The sequence below is a fragment of the Neobacillus niacini genome (assembly GCF_023715785.1).
Lineage (GTDB): Bacteria > Bacillota > Bacilli > Bacillales > Cytobacillaceae > Neobacillus > Neobacillus niacini_E.
The window spans coordinates 238,943-258,163 of the sequence record NZ_JAMBOX010000005.1 but is presented as its reverse complement, the minus strand read 5'-3'; the positions used below and the strand labels follow the sequence as shown (position 1 = coordinate 258,163).

Sequence of the window (19,221 nt, the reverse complement as noted above, 5' to 3'; positions counted from 1 at the left end):
TTTGAGTACAGTTATTGCCTTCATTGTGATTTTTGGCGCACTCGTCTTCTTTCATGAATTAGGTCACCTTATTTTTGCAAAAAGAGCGGGCATTCTTTGCCGCGAGTTTGCGATAGGCATGGGGCCAAAAGTATTCTCTTATCATAAAAATGAAACAACCTACACCATTCGACTGTTGCCTATCGGCGGATATGTTAGGATGGCCGGCGAAGATGCGGAAATGGTTGAAATTAAGCCGGGATACCGAATTGGACTATTATTCGACAAGCAGGAAAAAGTAACAAAAATCATCATCAATAATAAAGAAAAGTTTCCTAATTGCCGCATTGTGGAAGTGGAGCATGCGGATATAGAAAAGGACCTTATCATTAAGGGCTATCTTGAAGATGATTCAGAAAATATGCAAACCTTTTTGATTCATCCACAGGCAGTTATTATTGAAAATGGGGTCGAATCCCAAATCGCTCCGTTTGACCGTCAATTTGGTTCTAAAACTTTAGGGCAAAGATTTATGGCCATTTTTGCTGGGCCGATGATGAACTTTGTGCTTGCATTTGTTGTGTTTATAATAATTGCCCTGCTTCAGGGTGTCCCAACAAACGAGCCAAAATTGGGCGAAATTACCCCTGATGGTGCGGCAAAGGCTGCAGGGCTGAAACAGGACGATATTGTTCAAAGTATCAATGGTTCAGAAATTTCCAGCTGGACGGATGTCGTTGAAATTATTCGCGAAAATCCGAATGAAAAACTGGAATTTATGATTGTCCGAAATGGGTCCGAACAAGAAATACAAGTCACACCGAATGAAAAGACAGTAGAAGGCAAAACAATAGGAATCATCGGGGTGTACAGCCCTGTCGAAAAATCGCCTGTTCAGGCTGTAACAGCCGGGGCAAAGGAAACTTATTTTTGGACTACGCAGATCTTTGTCATGCTGGGGAAATTGGTGACAGGTCAATTTTCGATTGACGCCTTATCCGGACCGGTGGGCATTTATGTTTCAACAGATGAAGTTGCTAAATCGGGGATTTATTACTTAATGAAATGGGCCGGAATCCTCAGTATCAACTTGGGGATCATGAACCTGCTGCCAATTCCTGCACTCGACGGCGGCCGATTGATGTTCTTCGCTGTTGAGGCTGTCAGGGGAAAGCCGATCGACCGTCAAAAAGAAGGCATGGTTCATTTCATCGGGTTTGCCCTGTTGATGCTGCTGATGCTGGTCGTTACGTGGAACGACATTCAAAGGTTTTTCTTAAAATAAAGTTTATTAGAGGGGCCGTATTTGCGGTTCCTTTTTTTTTGGATAAAGTTTTCTGTCGAACATTCCCGAATCTTATCGTATCATATGGTATAATTATGTTTTGAAATAGAAAGAGAAAGAGATTTTATAGATAGGAGAGATGTCGGTTGAGCGAACATGCCCTTGGCAAAAAAGAGCGATTCCAACTCTTACTCCAGCAGCTCCAATTAACAGAAGATGCTGTTGTAGTGTATTTCAACAATGCACAAATTGACAGGCTACTGGTTGAAAAAAAAGCTAGGAAATGGCATTTTCAATTTTTACTTGAAAACATCCTTCCCTTTAAAGTTTTCACCATGTTTACCACCCAGCTCGAACGAACCTTTTCAAATATAGCGACTGTTTCATTCAGCTTAAAGACAGCCAACCATACCTATGCGCCGGAAATTTTCTGCGATTATTGGAGTTACTGTATCCGGCAAATTGACGGGATCTCACCGCCACTAGTAAAGCTGTTAAATGGGCAGGTACCCGAAGTGAGCGGGAATAAAATAACCCTTTCTGTCAGAAACGAGGCGGAGGGACTGACAATAAAACAAAAATACAGCCCGATTATCTCGGAAATCTATCAGTCAGTCGGCTTTCCTCCGCTATCATTCGAAACAAAGGTTAATCCCGATGAAAAAAGTGAAGAATACCAACAATTTTTAGAGGCCAAACAGAAGGAAGACCAGGAACGGGCACTCCTCGCCATGGTCGAAATGCAAAAGAAGGAAGCCGAGAAGGACCAGGCCAACGGTGCAGCATTGGAAGGGCCGCTTACAATCGGCCTCACGATTAAGGACGACAGCGAGCTTCGCAGTATTGTTGATATCGTCGATGAGGAAAGACGGATTGTCGTCCAAGGTTATATTTTTGACGCGGAAATCCGTGAGTTAAGGAGCGGACGCTCATTATTGACCTTTAAAATGACCGACTATACAAGCTCGATTATGGTAAAAATGTTTTCACGCGACAAAGAAGATGCCGCACTTTTCCAACAAGTGAAAAAAGGCATGTGGGTTAGGGTTCGCGGCAGCATCCAAAATGATACCTTTGTCCGTGACCTGGTGATGATTTGTAATGATATTAACGAAATAAAGCCGGCCCTGCGCAAGGATACGGCACCGGATGATGAAAAGCGGGTTGAATTGCATTTGCATACCCCGATGAGTCAAATGGATGCCGTTACCCCAGTAAGTGCCCTGGTCGCCCAAGCAAAAAAATGGGGCCACAAGGCAATCGCTATCACGGACCATGCTGTGGCGCAGTCGTTCCCGGAAGCATTCAGCGCCGGAAAGAAAAATGACATTAAAATTCTTTATGGGGTAGAAGCCAATTTAGTCGATGACGGTGTTCCGATCACGTATAATGATGCCCACCGTTTGCTGGCGGAGGATACCTATGTCGTTTTTGACGTCGAAACAACTGGTCTGTCAGCGGTATACGACACCATTATTGAATTGGCTGCTGTTAAGGTAAGGGACGGAGAAATTGTGGACCGGTTTGAATCCTTTGCCAATCCGCATCACCGCTTGTCAGCGACAACTATTAACCTGACCGGAATCACCGATGATATGGTGCAAACTGCGCCGGAAGTGTCCGAGGTCCTGCAGAAATTTTATGACTGGGCAGGCGACGCGGTCCTGGTTGCCCACAACGCGTCGTTCGATATGGGTTTCCTGAATGTCGGCTATAAGAAGATGGGACTGGAAAAAGCCAAGAATCCGGTTATTGATACGCTCGAATTGGGCCGTTTCCTGTATCCAGAGTTGAAGAACCACAGGTTGAATACGTTGGCGAAAAAGTTCGATATTGAACTGACCCAGCACCACCGGGCCATTTATGATGCGGAAGCGACAGGATACTTGTTAATGAAAATGTTGAAGGATTCCGCAGAAAAAGGTATCGCCTATCACGATGAATTTAACCATAATATGGGAAAAGGAAATGCCTATCAACGGGCGCGCCCGTATCACTGTACACTGTTAGCCCAAACAGAACAGGGCTTAAAAAATCTATTTAAGCTAGTTTCTATTGCCCATCTTGAATATTTTTACCGTGTGCCGCGAATCCCGCGCTCTGTTTTGCAAAAATATCGCGAAGGCATTCTTGTGGGTTCCGGCTGCGACAAGGGCGAAGTATTTGAAGGGATGATGCAAAAGTCACCTGACGAGGTAGAATCCGTCGCGACGTTTTATGATTATATCGAAGTCATGCCGAAACCGGTCTATGCGCCATTGATTGAAATGGAATTGGTCCGTAATGAAAAAGCGCTTGAACAAATTATCGGCAACATTGTTGCCCTCGGCGACAAACTGGGAATACCGGTGGTGGCAACCGGAAATGTTCACTACCTCGATGAGAACGACAAGATATATCGAAAAATCCTTGTCAGTTCTCAGGGCGGTGCCAATCCGTTAAACCGCCATGAACTGCCGGATGTCCATTTTCGGACTACAAATGAGATGCTTGAAGCCTTTGCCTTCCTAGGAAAAGAAAAGGCAAAGGAAATTGTCGTAACGAATACGAATAAAATTGCTGATATAATTGATTCCATCAAACCGATTAAAGATGATCTATATACACCGAGAATTGAAGGCGCCGAGGATGAGATGCGGGACATGAGCTATGCCATGGCTCGTAAAATTTACGGTGACCCGCTTCCGGAAATCGTGGAAGCCCGTTTGGAAAAGGAATTGAAAAGTATCATCGGCCACGGGTTTGCCGTTATTTACCTGATTTCCCATAAGCTCGTTAAAAAGTCATTGGATGATGGCTATCTCGTCGGCTCGCGGGGATCGGTCGGATCATCGTTTGTTGCGACAATGACCGAAATTACCGAGGTAAATCCGTTGCCGCCGCATTACATCTGCCCGACCTGCAAACAAGCGGAGTTTTTCAATGACGGTTCCGTAGGTTCAGGGTACGACCTGCCTGATAAAGACTGCCCAAACTGCGGCGGCAAATACCGCAAGGACGGCCACGACATACCATTCGAAACCTTCCTTGGCTTCAAAGGCGACAAGGTCCCAGACATAGATTTGAATTTTTCTGGTGAGTATCAGCCAAGGGCCCACAATTATACGAAGGTTCTGTTTGGCGAGGACTATGTTTACCGCGCTGGAACGATTGGAACCGTTGCTGATAAGACCGCATATGGGTATGTGAGAGCCTATCAGCAGGAAAAAAATCTTCATCTGCGCAATGCAGAAATGGACCGGCTTGTCGCCGGCTGTACCGGTGTAAAACGAACGACCGGCCAGCACCCGGGTGGAATCATCGTTATTCCCGATTACATGGATGTTTATGATTTTACGCCGATTCAATTTCCAGCGGATGATAGAAATTCAGAATGGAAAACGACCCATTTTGACTTCCACTCGATTCACGATAACGTCCTAAAGCTCGATATACTAGGTCACGACGATCCGACGGTAATCAGGATGCTTCAGGACTTGAGCGGAATTGATCCGAAAACGATTCCGACAGATGACCCGGAAGTCATGAAAATTTTTAGCGGCACTGAATCTCTCGGTGTGACAGAAGAACAGATTATGTGCAAGACCGGTACGCTTGGAATTCCGGAATTTGGAACCCGCTTTGTCAGACAAATGCTTGAGGATACAAAGCCAACCACTTTCTCGGAGCTTGTACAAATTTCCGGTTTGTCGCACGGGACCGACGTATGGCTGGGAAATGCCCAGGAGCTGATTCACCAGAAGATTTGTACATTGAGCGAGGTAATTGGCTGCCGTGACGATATCATGGTCTATTTGATCTACCAGGGGCTGGAACCTTCGTTTGCTTTTAAAATTATGGAATCGGTTCGTAAAGGTAAAGGCCTGACTGAAGAAATGGAAGCGGAAATGCGGAAAAACGAAGTACCGGAATGGTATATCGATTCCTGCAAAAAAATTAAGTACATGTTCCCGAAGGCGCACGCTGCCGCGTATGTATTAATGGCTGTAAGGATTGCCTATTTTAAAGTGCATCTGCCGCTTTTGTACTATGCCGCCTACTTTACTGTACGCGCCGAGGATTTTGACATTGAAACAATGTCACGCGGTTCTGAGGCGATTCGAGCTAAAATTGAGGAAATTAATGCAAAAGGTCTCGAGGCTTCGAATAAAGAGAAAAACCTTCTGACGGTGATGGAACTTGCCCTTGAGATGTCCGAGAGGGGCTATTCCTTCCAAAACTATGATTTATATAAATCAGACGCATCGGAATTTATTATTGATGGCAATTCGTTAATCCCTCCGTTTAACTCGATACCGGGTCTCGGAACAAATGCCGCCGTCAATATTGTCAAGGCCAGGGAAGATGGGGAGTTCTTGTCAAAAGAAGACCTCCAGCAGCGAGGAAAAGTATCAAAGACCATTCTGGAATACCTGGATAAGCAAGGCTGCCTGTCAGCCCTTCCCGAGCAAAACCAGCTTTCCTTGTTTTAAGGCGATGCCAGGGCGTTCAGCTTATAGTGTCATCTAGCTCCAGCCCTTGGCGCTTTTGGTTTAATTTGCATAAGGCCTTTGATTATGTTATAGTTTTATTGGAAATACTAAGACATACTCTCGTGTAAAAGAGTGGGGATTCTCCCACTCTTTCGTGTTGTTACAGGTTTTTGCGTATTTTTCTACAAATGTCTGCTACATAGAATGAAGTGGAAAAAGGAGGTATAGCATGAGCAAAATAACGGAAGTTGTTGAAGAGCTGGCTGCACCCATTTTTCAGGAACTTGGTTTGGAACTCGTAGAAATCGAGTATGTGAAAGAAGGAAAAAGCTGGTTTCTTCGCGTATATATCGATAAGGACACCGGAGTTGACATCGAGGACTGCGGTCTGGTAAGCGAACGTCTTAGTGAAAAACTGGATGAAGTCGATCCAATTCCGCATAACTATTTTCTTGAAGTATCTTCGCCAGGGGCAGAACGCCCGTTAAAAAAAGACAAAGATTTCGAAAAGGCAATCGGCAAGAATGTTTATATCAAAACCTATGAGCCAATTGATGGCGAAAAGAGCTTCGAGGGTACACTGACGGCTTTTGACGGCCAGACAGTAAAAGTGGAAGTAAAGATTAAAACAAGAAAGAAAATAATTGAAATTCCTTATGAGAAAGTGGCTAATGCCCGTTTGGCGGTTGCTTTTTCGTAAAAAATTTAGGAGAAAAGGGGGATAAAAAGAAATGAGCAGCGAATTATTAGATGCTCTTATAGTACTGGAAAGAGAAAAAGGCATTTCCAGAGATGTTTTAATTGAGGCGATGGAAGCAGCGCTAATCTCGGCTTATCGGCGAAATTTCAACCAAGCCCAGAACGTAAGAATTGACCTGAATCTCGAGACAGGTTCCATGCGGGTGTTTGCCCGTAAAGAGGTAGTCGATGAGGTTTTCGATCCGCGCCTTGAAATTTCTTTGGAGGACGCTAGAAGAATTAACCCGAACTATCAAGTGGAAGATATCGTTGAGATGGAGGTCACGCCAAAGGATTTCGGCCGGATTGCTGCACAAACAGCGAAACAGGTTGTGACCCAGCGCGTCAGAGAAGCGGAACGAGGCATTATCTATTCCGAATTTATCGACCGGGAAGAAGACATTATGACCGGTATTGTCCAGCGGCTTGATGCTAAATTCATCTACGTCAGCCTTGGAAAAATTGAAGCATTGCTCCCGATTAATGAGCAAATGCCAAATGAAAGATACAAGCCGCATGACCGCATTAAGGTTTTTATTACCAAGGTGGAAAAAACCACAAAAGGGCCGCAGATTTTTGTTTCTAGAACGCATCCCGGTTTGTTAAAGCGGTTGTTTGAAATCGAAGTTCCTGAAATTTATGATGGAACCGTGGAAATCAAGTCCGTTGCCCGTGAAGCAGGCGACCGTTCCAAAATTTCCGTCCATTCTGATAATCCGGAAGTAGATCCTGTTGGGTCATGTGTGGGCCCTAAAGGGGCACGGGTCCAAGCGGTTGTTAATGAGTTGAAGGGCGAAAAAATAGATATTGTCAAGTGGTCGGATGACCCGGTCGTATTTGTGGCCAATGCCTTAAGCCCGTCCAAAGTTCTCGATGTTATGGTCAGTGAGGATGATAAAGCGACGACTGTAGTCGTTCCGGATTACCAGTTGTCATTGGCGATTGGAAAGCGGGGACAAAATGCCCGCTTGGCTGCAAAATTAACCGGCTGGAAGATTGATATCAAATCAGAATCGGAAGCTCGTGAAATGGGCATCTATCCGCGTGAAGAAACAATCAGACTTTTTGATGATCAAGATGATACTGATTTCGATTATGAGGAAGATTTTGAATAAATAAGGGGTGAATGATGGTGAACACGAAAAGAAAAGTTCCTATGCGCAAATGTGTGGCTACCGGTGAAATGAAACCGAAAAAAGAACTCGTTCGCATCGTTCGCTCTAAAGAGGGTGAAGTATCCGTTGACTTGACCGGGAAAAAATCCGGCAGGGGTGCCTACCTTTCAAAGGATAAAGAAGCCATCCTCTTGGCAAAGAAAAAGAATATCTTAGCCAACCATTTAGAAGTATCCATCGATGAATCATTATATGATGAGCTGCTAGGGTTGGTAGAGAAGGAGAACGGGTCGGCCAAATGAAGGAAAATCAATGGATGTCATTTCTTGGATTGGCCAATCGAGCAGGTAGAACTATTTCAGGTGAGGAGCTAACCGTAAAGCAAATCCAAAAGGGAAATGCAAAGCTTGTTTTATTATCCGCAGATGCATCTCAAAATACGACAAAAAAAATTACCGATAAGTGTAATACGTATGAGGTTCCGATTAAAATGGTGGAAAATCGTTATCTTCTTGGCCAGGCAATTGGCAAGGAAGCCCGCGTTGTTGTAGCTGTTTTGGATAATGGATTCGCCAAGAAATTGAAACTAATGCTCGATTAAATCTTGCGGGGGTGAAAAGAATGAGTAAAATGCGTGTTTATGAATATGCAAAAAAACACAACATTTCGAGTAAGGAAATTATTACGAAATTAAAAGAAATGAACATAGAAGTTTCCAACCATATGGCAACATTAGAAGCGTCAGATTTAAAAAAGCTGGACGCTCTCTATAATAAGAAGGAAAATAATGGGGCACAGCAAAAGTCGAATAATGCTGCTCCAGGGCAAAAACGATCCAATAATAGGCCAGCCCACCAAAATGCGGCGAAGAAGCCTCAGGCACAGCCTAAGGTTACTCCAAAAGCGGTGGGGGAAGAAGACGAAGTCGCTGTCCCAAATAAGGTGAAAGTGGCAGTTGCGCCGAAAGCCAAAGAAGGCAAAAAGCAAGAACAAGACTATCAATCAAAGGAAAATAAGCCTTTCCAACCAGGCAAAGGTAAACAAAAAAACCACAGCCATCAACAAAATCGCAATCATAATCAAAATAAAAAGAGAAATCATCAGCATGCGCAGCAACAACAGGCTCCGCAAAAGAGAAAAGAAAAGGAACTTCCTGCAAAAATTACATTCAGTGAATCCTTAACTGTTTCAGAACTTGCGAAGAAGCTGCACCGGGAACCTTCTGAAATTATCAAAAAGCTATTTTTATTAGGTGTAATGGCTACGATTAACCAGGAGCTTGATAAAGACGCAATTGAATTAATTGCCGGTGAATACGGTGTTGAAGTAGAAGAAGAAATTAAAGTGGATTCCACTGACCTGGAAATCTATTTCACAGAAGATGCTCCTGAAGTTTTAGTAGAGCGTCCTGCTGTCGTCACGATTATGGGGCACGTTGACCACGGTAAAACGACCTTGCTTGACTCCATTCGTAACACAAAGGTGACCGAAGGAGAGGCCGGGGGGATTACCCAGCATATCGGGGCCTACCAAGTAGTGGAAAATGGTAAGAGGATCACGTTCCTCGATACCCCGGGACACGCCGCCTTTACGACCATGCGTGCTCGTGGCGCACAGATTACAGACATTACGATTCTCGTAGTTGCCGCCGATGATGGTGTCATGCCGCAAACAGTCGAAGCGATTAACCATGCCAAAGCTGCTGAAGTTCCAATTATCGTAGCGGTAAATAAAATGGATAAAGAAGCAGCTAATCCAGACCGTGTCATGCAAGAATTGACAGAACACGGATTAGTAGCGGAGGCTTGGGGCGGAGATACTATCTTTGTACCGATTTCTGCAAAAAATGGCGAAGGAATTGACAGCTTACTCGAAATGATTTTACTTGTAAGCGAAGTGGAAGAATATAAAGCAAATCCAAAGCGAAATGCAGCCGGGACCGTCATTGAGGCAAGGCTGGATAAAGGCCGCGGATCAGTGGCAACGCTTCTTGTGCAAAACGGAACATTAAAGATCGGCGACCCGATTGTTGTCGGAAATACATTTGGCCGTGTCCGTGCCATGGTCAATGATATCGGACGCCGCGTAAAAGAAGCTGCACCTTCTACCCCAGTCGAAATTACCGGTTTAAATGATGTACCGCAAGCTGGTGACCGTTTCGTCGTTTTTGATGATGAAAAGACAGCTCGCCATATTGGGGAAGCTCGTGCTCAGCAGGCATTAGCTGCCCAGCGCGGCGAAAAATCCCGCGTCAGCCTTGATAATCTTTTTGAACAATTAAAGCAGGGTGAAATGAAGGATTTAAATATCATCATTAAAGCGGATGTTCAAGGATCAGCCGAGGCGCTTGCGGCTTCCTTGCTTAAAATAGATGTTGAAGGTGTCAACATTAAAATCATTCATAGCGGAGCAGGAGCGATAAATGAATCCGATATTAGCCTGGCATCTGCGTCCAACGCCATTGTCATCGGCTTTAATGTCCGTCCTGACGTAAATGCCAAACGCGCGGCTGAAGCGGAGGATGTAGATGTCCGCTTACACCGGATTATTTACAAGGTGATAGAAGAAATCGAAGCTGCCATGAAAGGGATGCTTGATCCGGAATTTGAAGAAAAGATTATTGGTCAAGCGGAAGTTCGTCAGACATTCAAAGTGTCAAAGGTTGGTACAATTGCTGGTTCCTATGTCACCGACGGCAAGATTACCCGCGATAGCGGTGTCCGTGTAATCCGTGATGGAGTGGTCATTTTTGAAGGAACGATTGATGCCCTAAAACGTTTTAAAGATGATGCCAAAGAAGTAGCCCAAGGCTATGAATGTGGTATTACCGTTAAAAACTTTAATGATATCAAAGAAGGCGATGTCATTGAAGCATTTGTAATGGAAGAAGTGGAACGTAAATGATCATCGGCGCTGCCGAGTGTGAATGCCTGATATACGATGCCCATTCTTTGAAAGAGAAACGAGCTGTTCTCCAGCGTGTAATGACACGATTAAAGCAAAAATTTAATGTGTCAGTTGCCGAGGTTGACTATCAGGATGTCTGGCAAAGGACCAAAATTGCCATTGTGGCTGTTACTGGCGCCAAAGTGGCGACCGAGCAGGAGCTAAACAATGCCTTGAAATTTTTGGATTCCTTTCCAGAAATAGAAAGAACCATCACCGAGATTGAATGGCTATAAAGAGGTGAATATGAGATGAGCCACAGACCAAATCGTGTGGGTGAACAAATGAAGAAAGAGCTGACGGAGATCATTGGCCGTAAAATTAAAGATCCCCGGATAGGCTTTGTAACAGTTACTGATGTTCAAGTAACGGGAGATCTGCAGCAAGCCAAAGTGTATATTTCCGTTTTGGGTGATGATGAGCAAAAGGAGAATACGTTAAAAGGCCTGGCCAAAGCAAAAGGATTTATCCGCTCGGAAATTGGCCACCGGATTCGCCTCCGTAAAACACCCGAAATCATCTTTGAATTTGATGAATCTATCGATTATGGAAATCGAATCGAAACTCTTTTGCACCAGCTCCATACAGACGATAAGCCGGTGGAGCGGAACGAAGAGGAGTAATATTGTGGTATACCCCAAATGGAGGGGGAATGGATAGACAATCGTCTATCCATTTTTTTCGGTAATGAAGGGAAGTTGGATAAAATGGAAGGAATTTTGCCCTTATTTAAACCTGCCGGATTAACCAGTCATGACTGTGTTTTTAAATTGAGAAAGATTTTAAAAACAAAAAAAGTTGGCCATACTGGTACACTTGATCCCGATGTTACAGGGGTTCTCCCGATTTGTATCGGAAGAGCGACTAAGGTGGCAGAGTATATCACTGATGCCGGAAAGGCATACGAAGGAGAGGTCACAATCGGTTTTTCCACGACTACCGAAGATGCTTCCGGGGAAGTGGTGGAGAAAAGAAGTGTCGACCGACCGATTTCACGTGAGGAAATACTCCGTGTTTTAGCGTCTTTAACAGGGCAAATTAAGCAGACTCCTCCGATGTATTCAGCTGTTAAGGTCGGTGGTGTGCGCCTGTACGAATATGCCAGAAAAGGCATCGAGGTTGAACGTCCAACAAGGATCGTAACGATATATAAGATTGAATTGTTGGATGACAGAAGTGAGTTTTCCGGAAACGAAATTCGCTTCAGGTTCCGCGTCAGCTGCAGTAAAGGCACCTATATTCGGACATTGGCGGTCATGATTGGGGAAGCACTTGGGTTCCCTGCCCATATGTCAAACTTGACAAGAATACGGTCTGCTGCGTTTACATTGGATGACTGCTTGACTTTTGCTGAAATTGAACGACTGATGGCAGAAGGAGACATTTCGAGCCAATTAAGGCCCTTGGAATCCGCGCTTTCTCATTTGCCGAAATTGCATATTAATGATAAAGTAGCAGAGAAAGTGAAAAATGGAGCACTTCTACCCATACCTGAACAGTTTAATAGCTATAGCGGGCCGATTGTTGCTGAAACAAAGGATGGAATGGCACTTGCGGTTTATTCAAAGCATTCTGGAAAACCGGGCTTGCTAAAACCTGATAAGGTATTAAGAAATAACCAGTTGTAAGCTTCCAGTATAGAAAAAGGTGAGTTTCATTTGAAAGTTCAAAAGGTAAAGTTTCCACTAGATATAGAGCAAATTGATTTTCCCCCATTGGCAATGGCACTTGGATATTTTGATGGGGTTCACCGAGGACACCAGCAAGTTATTTTGGAGGCAAAAAGACAAGCTCTTGCTCACGGCTTACAAAGTGCCGTTATGACATTTGACCCTCATCCATCTGTCGTTTTGGGGAAAAGCAATACCAATGTACAATTTATCACCCCTTTGGCTCAGAAAATAAGTATTATTGAAAAACTCGGGATTGATTATCTTTTTATTGTCGATTTTTCAACGGAATTTGCTTCGCTCCTTCCACAGGAGTTTGTTGATCAGTTTCTCATCGGTTTTAATGTTAAACATGTAGTCGCTGGCTTTGATTTTACCTATGGCCGGATGGGAAAAGGAACAATGGAAACCTTGCCCTTCCATTCCCGTGAACAATTTACCTTTACTGTCGTTCCAAAATTCACAGAAGAAAATGAAAAAGTCAGTTCAACAAGAATCCGTACTTTAATTAAAGCGGGAAAGATGGACGAGCTGCCACCATTGTTAGGACGATACTACACTACCTCAGGGCATGTCGTCGGCGGCGATCAGCGCGGGAGAACCATTGGGTTTCCTACCGCCAATGTTGATACAAATAGCGGCTATATTCTGCCTCCGGTCGGTGTTTATGCTGTCAGGATGAATGTGAATAATCGTTGGTATAATGGTGTTTGCAACGTTGGCTATAAGCCTACGTTCCATAAGGATTTGTTAAAGCAAACGGTAGAGGTTCATCTGTTTGATTTTAATCAAAATATTTATGGGGAAGAGGTTGTCATCGAATGGCATACCTATCTTCGTTCGGAGCAAAAATTTGCGGGAATTGATGAGCTTGTGGCGCAGATTAATAAAGATAAGCAAAATTCAATCGCTTATTTTGAGGAAAACCGACAAACATCCTAACCATCGCTGTCATAAGTGGTTTTTTCTGCAAAATCTCACGATAAAACTTGCATTTTGCCATAAAACATTGTATTCTTAAATACGTATTAAAAATAACCTTTGCTTGGCAAGACGAGTCACCGACGCTTGCTCGGTAACAGGGGATTAGGATATTAGGAGGTGAATATGGATGGCAATCACTCAAGAACGCAAAAATGAAATTATCAACGAGTTTAAAACTCATGAGAACGATACTGGATCTGCAGAGGTTCAAATCGCTGTCCTTACTGAGCAAATCAACAAACTCAACGACCATTTACGCACTCACAAAAAAGATCACCACTCACGTCGCGGTCTTTTGAAAATGGTTGGTAAACGTCGTAATCTTTTGACTTACCTACGTAACAAAGATGTACAACGTTACCGTGAGTTAATCAATAAGCTTGGTCTACGTCGTTAGTCTTTCAGAAGCGGGATTTTTCCCGCTTTTTTGTTAGTTATAAAACAATTTGGGGTTTTTGCATCATACATATTTTTAAGTTCAGGCTTTTTTGTGCATACTAATATTAATTTGAATGACAACATAGGCTTTTTAAGTCATTTTTTATATATTTTATCTTTAGAAAGATGATTATCGCGATTTTTTTTCGCATCATCCTCCTAAGTGATTTAGATAGAGAGGGGCAATAAATATGGATCAAGAGAAACATGTGTATTCCATGGATTGGGCTGGCCGCAAATTAACGGTTGAAATCGGACAATTAGCGAAACAGGCTAACGGTGCCGTTCTGGTCCGCTATGGCGATACCGCAGTATTAAGTACTGCAACCGCATCAAAGGAACCGAAAAACTTAGACTTTTTCCCATTAACGGTTAACTATGAAGAACGGCTGTACGCTGTCGGTAAAATTCCGGGGGGATTTATTAAACGTGAAGGGCGCCCGAGTGAAAAGGCAATTTTAGCCAGCCGTCTAATTGACCGGCCAATTCGGCCGCTTTTTGCTGATGGCTTCCGAAATGATGTCCAAGTCATCAGCATCGTGATGAGTGTAGACCAAGATTGTTCGACAGAGATGGCGGCAATGTTTGGTTCCTCTTTAGCTCTCAGCACTTCAGATATTCCATTTGAAGGTCCAATTGCTGGTGTTGTTGTAGGGCGGATTGGCAATGAATTTGTCATCAACCCAACTGTAGAGCAGGCGGAACAGAGCGATATCCATCTGACTGTTGCCGGGACAAAAGATGCAATCAACATGGTCGAGGCAGGGGCACTGGAAGTGCCGGAAGAAATCATGCTTGAGGCCATTATGTTTGGTCATGATGAAATTAAACGATTGATCCAATTCCAGGAAAAAATAGTGGCTGAAATTGGCAAGCCAAAAAGAGAAATTTCTTTATTTGAATTAGATAAAGAACTCGAAGCCGAAGTAAGAGAAATATGTGAAGCCGATTTAATTGCAGCGATTCAGGTTCAAGAAAAACATGCCCGTGAAGATGCAATTAAAGAAGTGAAAGATCGCGTGTTATTAAAATATCAAGAACAAGAAGCAAATGAAGATGACCTTAAGCAGGTAAAACAGATTTTGGACAAGATGGTAAAAGCAGAGGTTCGACGCTTGATTACCGTTGAAAAGATTCGTCCGGACGGCCGGAAAATTGATGAAATCCGTCCGTTGTCGTCACAGGTTGGCATTTTGCCGCGTACGCACGGTTCAGGACTGTTTACCCGCGGCCAAACCCAGGCGTTGAGCATTTGTACACTCGGAGCGATGGGGGATGTTCAAATCCTTGATGGCCTTGGCATTGAAGAAGAAAAACGCTTTATGCATCATTACAACTTTCCTTCCTTCAGTGTCGGTGAAACCGGCCCAATTCGTGGACCAGGCCGCCGTGAAATCGGACATGGTGCATTGGGCGAACGGGCTTTAGAACCTATTGTGCCATCAGAAAAAGATTTCCCATATACAATCCGTCTTGTATCCGAGGTTCTTGAATCAAACGGTTCCACCTCTCAGGCAAGCATTTGTGCAAGCACGTTGGCGATGATGGATGCAGGAGTGCCGATTAAGGCTCCGGTTGCCGGTATTGCTATGGGTCTTGTAAAATCGGGAGATTATTACACTGTTTTAACAGATATCCAAGGCATGGAAGACCATCTTGGCGATATGGATTTCAAGGTTGCCGGTACCGCCAAAGGGGTTACTGCCCTCCAAATGGATATTAAAATTGAGGGTCTTTCCCGCGAAATCTTGGAAGAGGCATTGCAGCAGGCCAAAGTCGGCAGAATGCAAATTTTGGATTCAATGCTGGCAACCCTTGCCGAACCAAGAGCACAGCTTTCTAAGTTTGCTCCAAAAATCATGACAATGACGATTAATCCGGATAAAATCCGTGACGTCATTGGACCAAGCGGAAAACAAATCAATAAGATTATTGAAGAAACGGGCGTAAAAATTGATATCGAACAAGATGGCACAATTTTTATTGCATCCAGTGACCCAGAAATGAACGAAAAAGCGAAAAAGATTATCGAAGATATTGTCCGTGAAGTCGTTGTCGGTCAAATGTATCTTGGCAAAGTAAAACGAATTGAGAAATTTGGCGCATTTGTTGAGATATTTGCCGGGAAGGATGGTTTGGTTCATATTTCCGAGTTAGCCGAGGAACGTGTCGGTAAAGTAGAGGATGTCGTCAAGATTGGCGATGAAATTCTCGTGAAAGTCACGGAAATTGACAAGCAGGGCCGGGTAAACTTGTCCCGCAAGGCAGTTCTGAAAGAACAGCGGGAAAAGGCAGAGCAAAACCAATAACCAACCCTTAGCATATTAACTTGTTTACAAAAGTCAGGGGCATTAGCTGTCCCTGACTTTTTCAACGTTCCCTGAAATTTGAAACTGTATAGCTACAGCGCCTAGGGGCTCGGGGTCATAAGCCAATCCGTCAAGAAGGCTTAAGTGCAGCCTTCTGGGCGGCTCGTCTTATGCCTGTCGCCCCTGATTACTAAGGAAAGCTCTTAGAATAATCTTCGCAGGAACAAGCTGTGCTTGTTCCGAAGGCGCTTCCGCTTTATGGTCTACCTTGTCCGTTTTATACATAATCTGTATAGAAGAGGGGGAAAGGTAAATGAAAAGGGTAAGTTTAATGATACTGTTTTGCTTGGTTGCCTGGGTTGCGATTGACAATCCATATGTGAACAACTATTTTGGTTCTTTAAAACCCGCCGAACAACCGGCTGTTAAACAAACCGATGAGCTTTATCAAACCATTTTAAAAAACGCTCCTACATACGAAAAGCCGGCTTCCGATGCCAAAATAGATCGCGTTTGGAAAGCAATGCCCGGTTACAATGGGTTGAAAGTCGACATTGCGGCTTCTTATAAAAATATGAAAACAAAAGGTGTTTTTGACGAAAAGAGACTCGTTTATACCCAAATCAAACCAAAGGTAGGGCTTACTGATTTACCCGCTTCGCCGATTTACAGAGGTCATCCAGAAAAACCGATGGTAAGCTTTATCATTAATGTGGCCTGGGGGAATGAATATTTGCCGGACATCCTGGCAACATTGAAAAAACATAATGTCCAGGCCAGTTTTTTTCTTGAAGGTAATTGGGTTAAAAAAAACCCCGAGCTGGCAAAGATGATTGTTAGTGCTGGCCACGAAGTCGGCAACCATTCCTATTCCCATCCGGACATGGCAAAGCTGACTGCGGGGCAGGCTAGAGAGCAGCTAATAAAAACCAATGAAATCATTGAAGCAGTAACAGAGAAAAAAGTAACCTGGTTTGGGCCGCCAAGCGGAAGTTATCGTGAAGAAACGGTTAAAATTGCCCACGAATTTAATATGAAGACAGTGTTGTGGACAGTGGATACAGTAGATTGGAAAAAACCCGCTCCAGATGTTCTAATTAATCGGGTGATCTCAAAAATTGATAACGGTTCAATGGTGTTAATGCATCCGACCGACTCGACAGCAAAATCGCTGGACCGATTAATTACATTGATTAAGGAAAAAAACTTAAAAATTGGCACTGTATCCGAACTTATGTCAGAGGAAAGAATCATTAAATAATAGGGGCAAGAATCTAAAAGTTGGATAAAATAGTTATTATAGGTATAATTATCTAATGGGTAGAAGCATCTGCTGTTTATAGTCAGGAGGAAGTCGATTGATAAACAAATACACATGCCAAAATGGAGTAAGAATCGTATTAGAGCAAATTCCTACCGTTCGCTCTGTCGCAATAGGGATTTGGATCGGTACAGGTTCAAGGAACGAAAATCCGCAAAATAATGGAATTTCTCATTTCCTGGAACACATGTTTTTCAAAGGAACAAAGACCAGAACTGCCAAAGAAATAGCTGAATCCTTCGATAGCATTGGCGGTCAGGTAAACGCGTTTACTTCCAAGGAATATACATGCTATTACGCTAAGGTTCTTGATACCCACTCAAAATTCGCCTTGGACGTACTTGCAGATATGTTCTTTAATTCCACCTTCGTCGAAGAGGAATTAAAGAAAGAAAAAAATGTTGTTTTTGAAGAAATAAAAATGTATGAGGATACACCAGATGATATCGTTCATGATCTTCTCAGCAGAGCAGTCTACGAGGATCATCCGCTAGGTTATCCAATTTTGGGAACAGAGGAAACATTAAATACCTTCTCTGGGCAATCACTTCAGGATTATATTCATGAGCGCTATACACCTGAGAATGTTGTCATTTCCATTGCCGGGAATATACCAGAAACCTTCATTCATGAGGTTGAAGCCTATTTTGGTTCCTATAGCGGCAGCAGCAAAGAGGATATGGAGAATATCCCGGTATTCCATTCTAATCGGATTTCCCGTAAAAAGGAAACCGAGCAGGCACACCTATGCATTGGTTTTGAAGGCTTGAAGGTTGGCCATGAGGATATTTACAGCCTGATTACTTTAAATAATATTCTTGGCGGCAGCATGAGCTCTAGATTATTCCAAGAGGTGCGCGAACAGCGCGGATTAGCGTATTCCGTCTTCTCATATCACTCAGCTTATCAAGATAGCGGGATCGTAACCATTTATGGCGGAACCGGGGCAAAGCAACTGAATGTTTTATACGAAACCATTCAGGAAACGCTTGAAAAATTAAAACAAACCGGAATTACCGACAAGGAACTGGCCAACAGCAAGGAGCAGCTAAAAGGCAGCTTAATGTTAAGCTTGGAGAGCACCAATAGCCGGATGAGCCGTAATGGCAAGAATGAACTCCTATTAAAACGCCATCGTTCCCTTGATGAAATTATTGAACAAATCGATCAAGTTACAAAAGCGAGCGTGGATGACATGGCAAGGAATGTATTTAAAGATACATTCTCTGTTTCATTAATCAGTCCTGACGGAGAGTTTCCCAATAAATTGATATAATATCCGGATAAGGAAATGTAAGGCTGTCGATAAACTTCGATGGCCTTTTTTCATTTTGTAGTGGTGTGTTCTTTATTAATGGTCGGTCTATGCCAATAGTCTGTTGATTTGCGCTCCCCGGCACGCCCGCGGAAAGCGAAGCACCTGGAGCGCAAATCAACAGGCCCAATAGCAGGTTCAATCCAAACATTAAACTCTAAGATTTTAAAGAGATGAAGCTTCGATTTTTCCTTAGTCTAAATATGGACTTCCTTCTATAAACTAATATAAAAAGGGTAGAGGGGAGTTCTTTATATGAGGCTGAGTGAGTTAAGTGGAAAAGAAATAGTGGACGTGAAGAAGGCAGAGCGCCTTGGGGTATTGGGGCAGACGGATCTGGAAATCAATGAAACTACCGGACAAGTTCAGGCGCTGTTAATTCCTTCGGTAAAATGGTTTGGGTTTCGCAAGCAAGGAGGAGAAATCCGGGTTCCTTGGCAACACATAAAAAAAATCGGTTCCGATATGATCATTATTGATGTTCACGAAGATGAATAAAAGTGTCAAAAGCCCAAGCAAATCAACATTTGCTTGGGCTTTTTTTATTTCGTAAGTGTGGAATACTCACCGAATGAATCTTTGTTACATAAGATGTTGAAGTGAAAAGCTCAAAGAGAGATTGCGAAAGGATTCTTTAAAAAAGAAGGTG

General features: G+C 43.4%; 16 protein-coding genes. All 16 read left to right on the top strand.

Going from position 1 to position 19,221, the window contains the following annotated elements; genetic code table 11:
- Position 1: 1 nt before the first annotated feature.
- A complete protein-coding gene (gene rseP / locus M3234_RS12330; protein ID WP_262304994.1) occupies positions 2-1,264 on the top strand; it encodes an RIP metalloprotease RseP in 1,263 nt (420 codons plus the stop codon).
- 146 nt (positions 1,265-1,410) lie between these two features.
- Positions 1,411-5,736, top strand: a complete 4,326-nt coding sequence (locus M3234_RS12325) for a PolC-type DNA polymerase III (protein ID WP_262304993.1) — start codon at positions 1,411-1,413, stop codon at positions 5,734-5,736.
- 229 nt (positions 5,737-5,965) lie between these two features.
- A complete protein-coding gene (gene rimP / locus M3234_RS12320) occupies positions 5,966-6,436 on the top strand; it encodes a ribosome maturation factor RimP (RefSeq protein ID WP_262304992.1) in 471 nt (156 codons plus the stop codon).
- Positions 6,437-6,467: 31 nt separating this feature from the next.
- A complete protein-coding gene (gene nusA, locus M3234_RS12315; protein ID WP_262304991.1) occupies positions 6,468-7,589 on the top strand; it encodes a transcription termination factor NusA in 1,122 nt (373 codons plus the stop codon).
- Positions 7,590-7,606: 17 nt separating this feature from the next.
- Positions 7,607-7,891: an RNase P modulator RnpM gene (gene rnpM / locus M3234_RS12310; RefSeq protein WP_262304990.1), complete on the top strand. Its 285-nt coding sequence runs from the start codon at positions 7,607-7,609 to the stop codon at positions 7,889-7,891.
- Positions 7,888-8,190 carry a YlxQ family RNA-binding protein gene (locus M3234_RS12305; protein WP_066320659.1) on the top strand — a complete coding sequence of 101 codons (303 nt, stop codon included), beginning with the start codon at positions 7,888-7,890 and terminating at the stop codon, positions 8,188-8,190. Before rnpM ends, M3234_RS12305 begins: the two co-directional genes overlap by 4 nt.
- Before the next feature lie 20 nt (positions 8,191-8,210).
- Entirely contained in the window at positions 8,211-10,493 is a 2,283-nt protein-coding gene (gene infB / locus M3234_RS12300) for a translation initiation factor IF-2 (protein ID WP_262304989.1), read from the top strand.
- Positions 10,490-10,771, top strand: coding sequence for a DUF503 domain-containing protein (locus M3234_RS12295; protein ID WP_066320664.1), 282 nt, complete (start codon positions 10,490-10,492; stop codon positions 10,769-10,771). Before infB ends, M3234_RS12295 begins: the two co-directional genes overlap by 4 nt.
- Positions 10,772-10,786: 15 nt before the next feature.
- Positions 10,787-11,158, top strand: coding sequence for a 30S ribosome-binding factor RbfA (gene rbfA / locus M3234_RS12290; RefSeq protein WP_262304988.1), 372 nt, complete (start codon positions 10,787-10,789; stop codon positions 11,156-11,158).
- A gap of 84 nt (positions 11,159-11,242) precedes the next feature.
- A complete protein-coding gene (gene truB, locus M3234_RS12285) occupies positions 11,243-12,163 on the top strand; it encodes a tRNA pseudouridine(55) synthase TruB (RefSeq protein ID WP_262304987.1) in 921 nt (306 codons plus the stop codon).
- 30 nt (positions 12,164-12,193) lie between these two features.
- Positions 12,194-13,147 carry a bifunctional riboflavin kinase/FAD synthetase gene (ribF, locus tag M3234_RS12280; protein WP_262304986.1) on the top strand — a complete coding sequence of 318 codons (954 nt, stop codon included), beginning with the start codon at positions 12,194-12,196 and terminating at the stop codon, positions 13,145-13,147.
- Between the two features lie 169 nt (positions 13,148-13,316).
- Entirely contained in the window at positions 13,317-13,586 is a 270-nt protein-coding gene (rpsO, locus tag M3234_RS12275) for a 30S ribosomal protein S15 (protein ID WP_262304985.1), read from the top strand.
- Between the two features lie 232 nt (positions 13,587-13,818).
- Entirely contained in the window at positions 13,819-15,936 is a 2,118-nt protein-coding gene (gene pnp, locus M3234_RS12270; protein WP_262304984.1) for a polyribonucleotide nucleotidyltransferase, read from the top strand.
- A gap of 313 nt (positions 15,937-16,249) precedes the next feature.
- Positions 16,250-17,197 carry a polysaccharide deacetylase family protein gene (locus tag M3234_RS12265; RefSeq protein ID WP_262304983.1) on the top strand — a complete coding sequence of 316 codons (948 nt, stop codon included), beginning with the start codon at positions 16,250-16,252 and terminating at the stop codon, positions 17,195-17,197.
- A 97-nt stretch (positions 17,198-17,294) separates the two neighbouring features.
- Positions 17,295-18,533: a M16 family metallopeptidase gene (locus M3234_RS12260; RefSeq protein ID WP_262304982.1), complete on the top strand. Its 1,239-nt coding sequence runs from the start codon at positions 17,295-17,297 to the stop codon at positions 18,531-18,533.
- A gap of 294 nt (positions 18,534-18,827) precedes the next feature.
- Positions 18,828-19,070: a YlmC/YmxH family sporulation protein gene (locus M3234_RS12255; RefSeq protein ID WP_262304981.1), complete on the top strand. Its 243-nt coding sequence runs from the start codon at positions 18,828-18,830 to the stop codon at positions 19,068-19,070.
- Positions 19,071-19,221: the final 151 nt, after the last annotated feature.

What these genes read in the sequence shown, in the direction of transcription:
- rimP (WP_262304992.1), top strand. Translation starts at nt 5,966, where the DNA reads ATGAGCAAAATAACGGAAGTTGTTGAAGAGCTGGCTGCACCCATTTTT.
- truB (WP_262304987.1), top strand. Translation starts at nt 11,243, where the DNA reads ATGGAAGGAATTTTGCCCTTATTTAAACCTGCCGGATTAACCAGTCAT.
- M3234_RS12305 (WP_066320659.1), top strand. Translation starts at nt 7,888, where the DNA reads ATGAAGGAAAATCAATGGATGTCATTTCTTGGATTGGCCAATCGAGCA.
- M3234_RS12265 (WP_262304983.1), top strand. Translation starts at nt 16,250, where the DNA reads ATGAAAAGGGTAAGTTTAATGATACTGTTTTGCTTGGTTGCCTGGGTT.
- pnp (WP_262304984.1), top strand. Translation starts at nt 13,819, where the DNA reads ATGGATCAAGAGAAACATGTGTATTCCATGGATTGGGCTGGCCGCAAA.
- nusA (WP_262304991.1), top strand. Translation starts at nt 6,468, where the DNA reads ATGAGCAGCGAATTATTAGATGCTCTTATAGTACTGGAAAGAGAAAAA.
- rbfA (WP_262304988.1), top strand. Translation starts at nt 10,787, where the DNA reads ATGAGCCACAGACCAAATCGTGTGGGTGAACAAATGAAGAAAGAGCTG.
- infB (WP_262304989.1), top strand. Translation starts at nt 8,211, where the DNA reads ATGAGTAAAATGCGTGTTTATGAATATGCAAAAAAACACAACATTTCG.
- M3234_RS12295 (WP_066320664.1), top strand. Translation starts at nt 10,490, where the DNA reads ATGATCATCGGCGCTGCCGAGTGTGAATGCCTGATATACGATGCCCAT.
- M3234_RS12255 (WP_262304981.1), top strand. Translation starts at nt 18,828, where the DNA reads ATGAGGCTGAGTGAGTTAAGTGGAAAAGAAATAGTGGACGTGAAGAAG.
- rpsO (WP_262304985.1), top strand. Translation starts at nt 13,317, where the DNA reads ATGGCAATCACTCAAGAACGCAAAAATGAAATTATCAACGAGTTTAAA.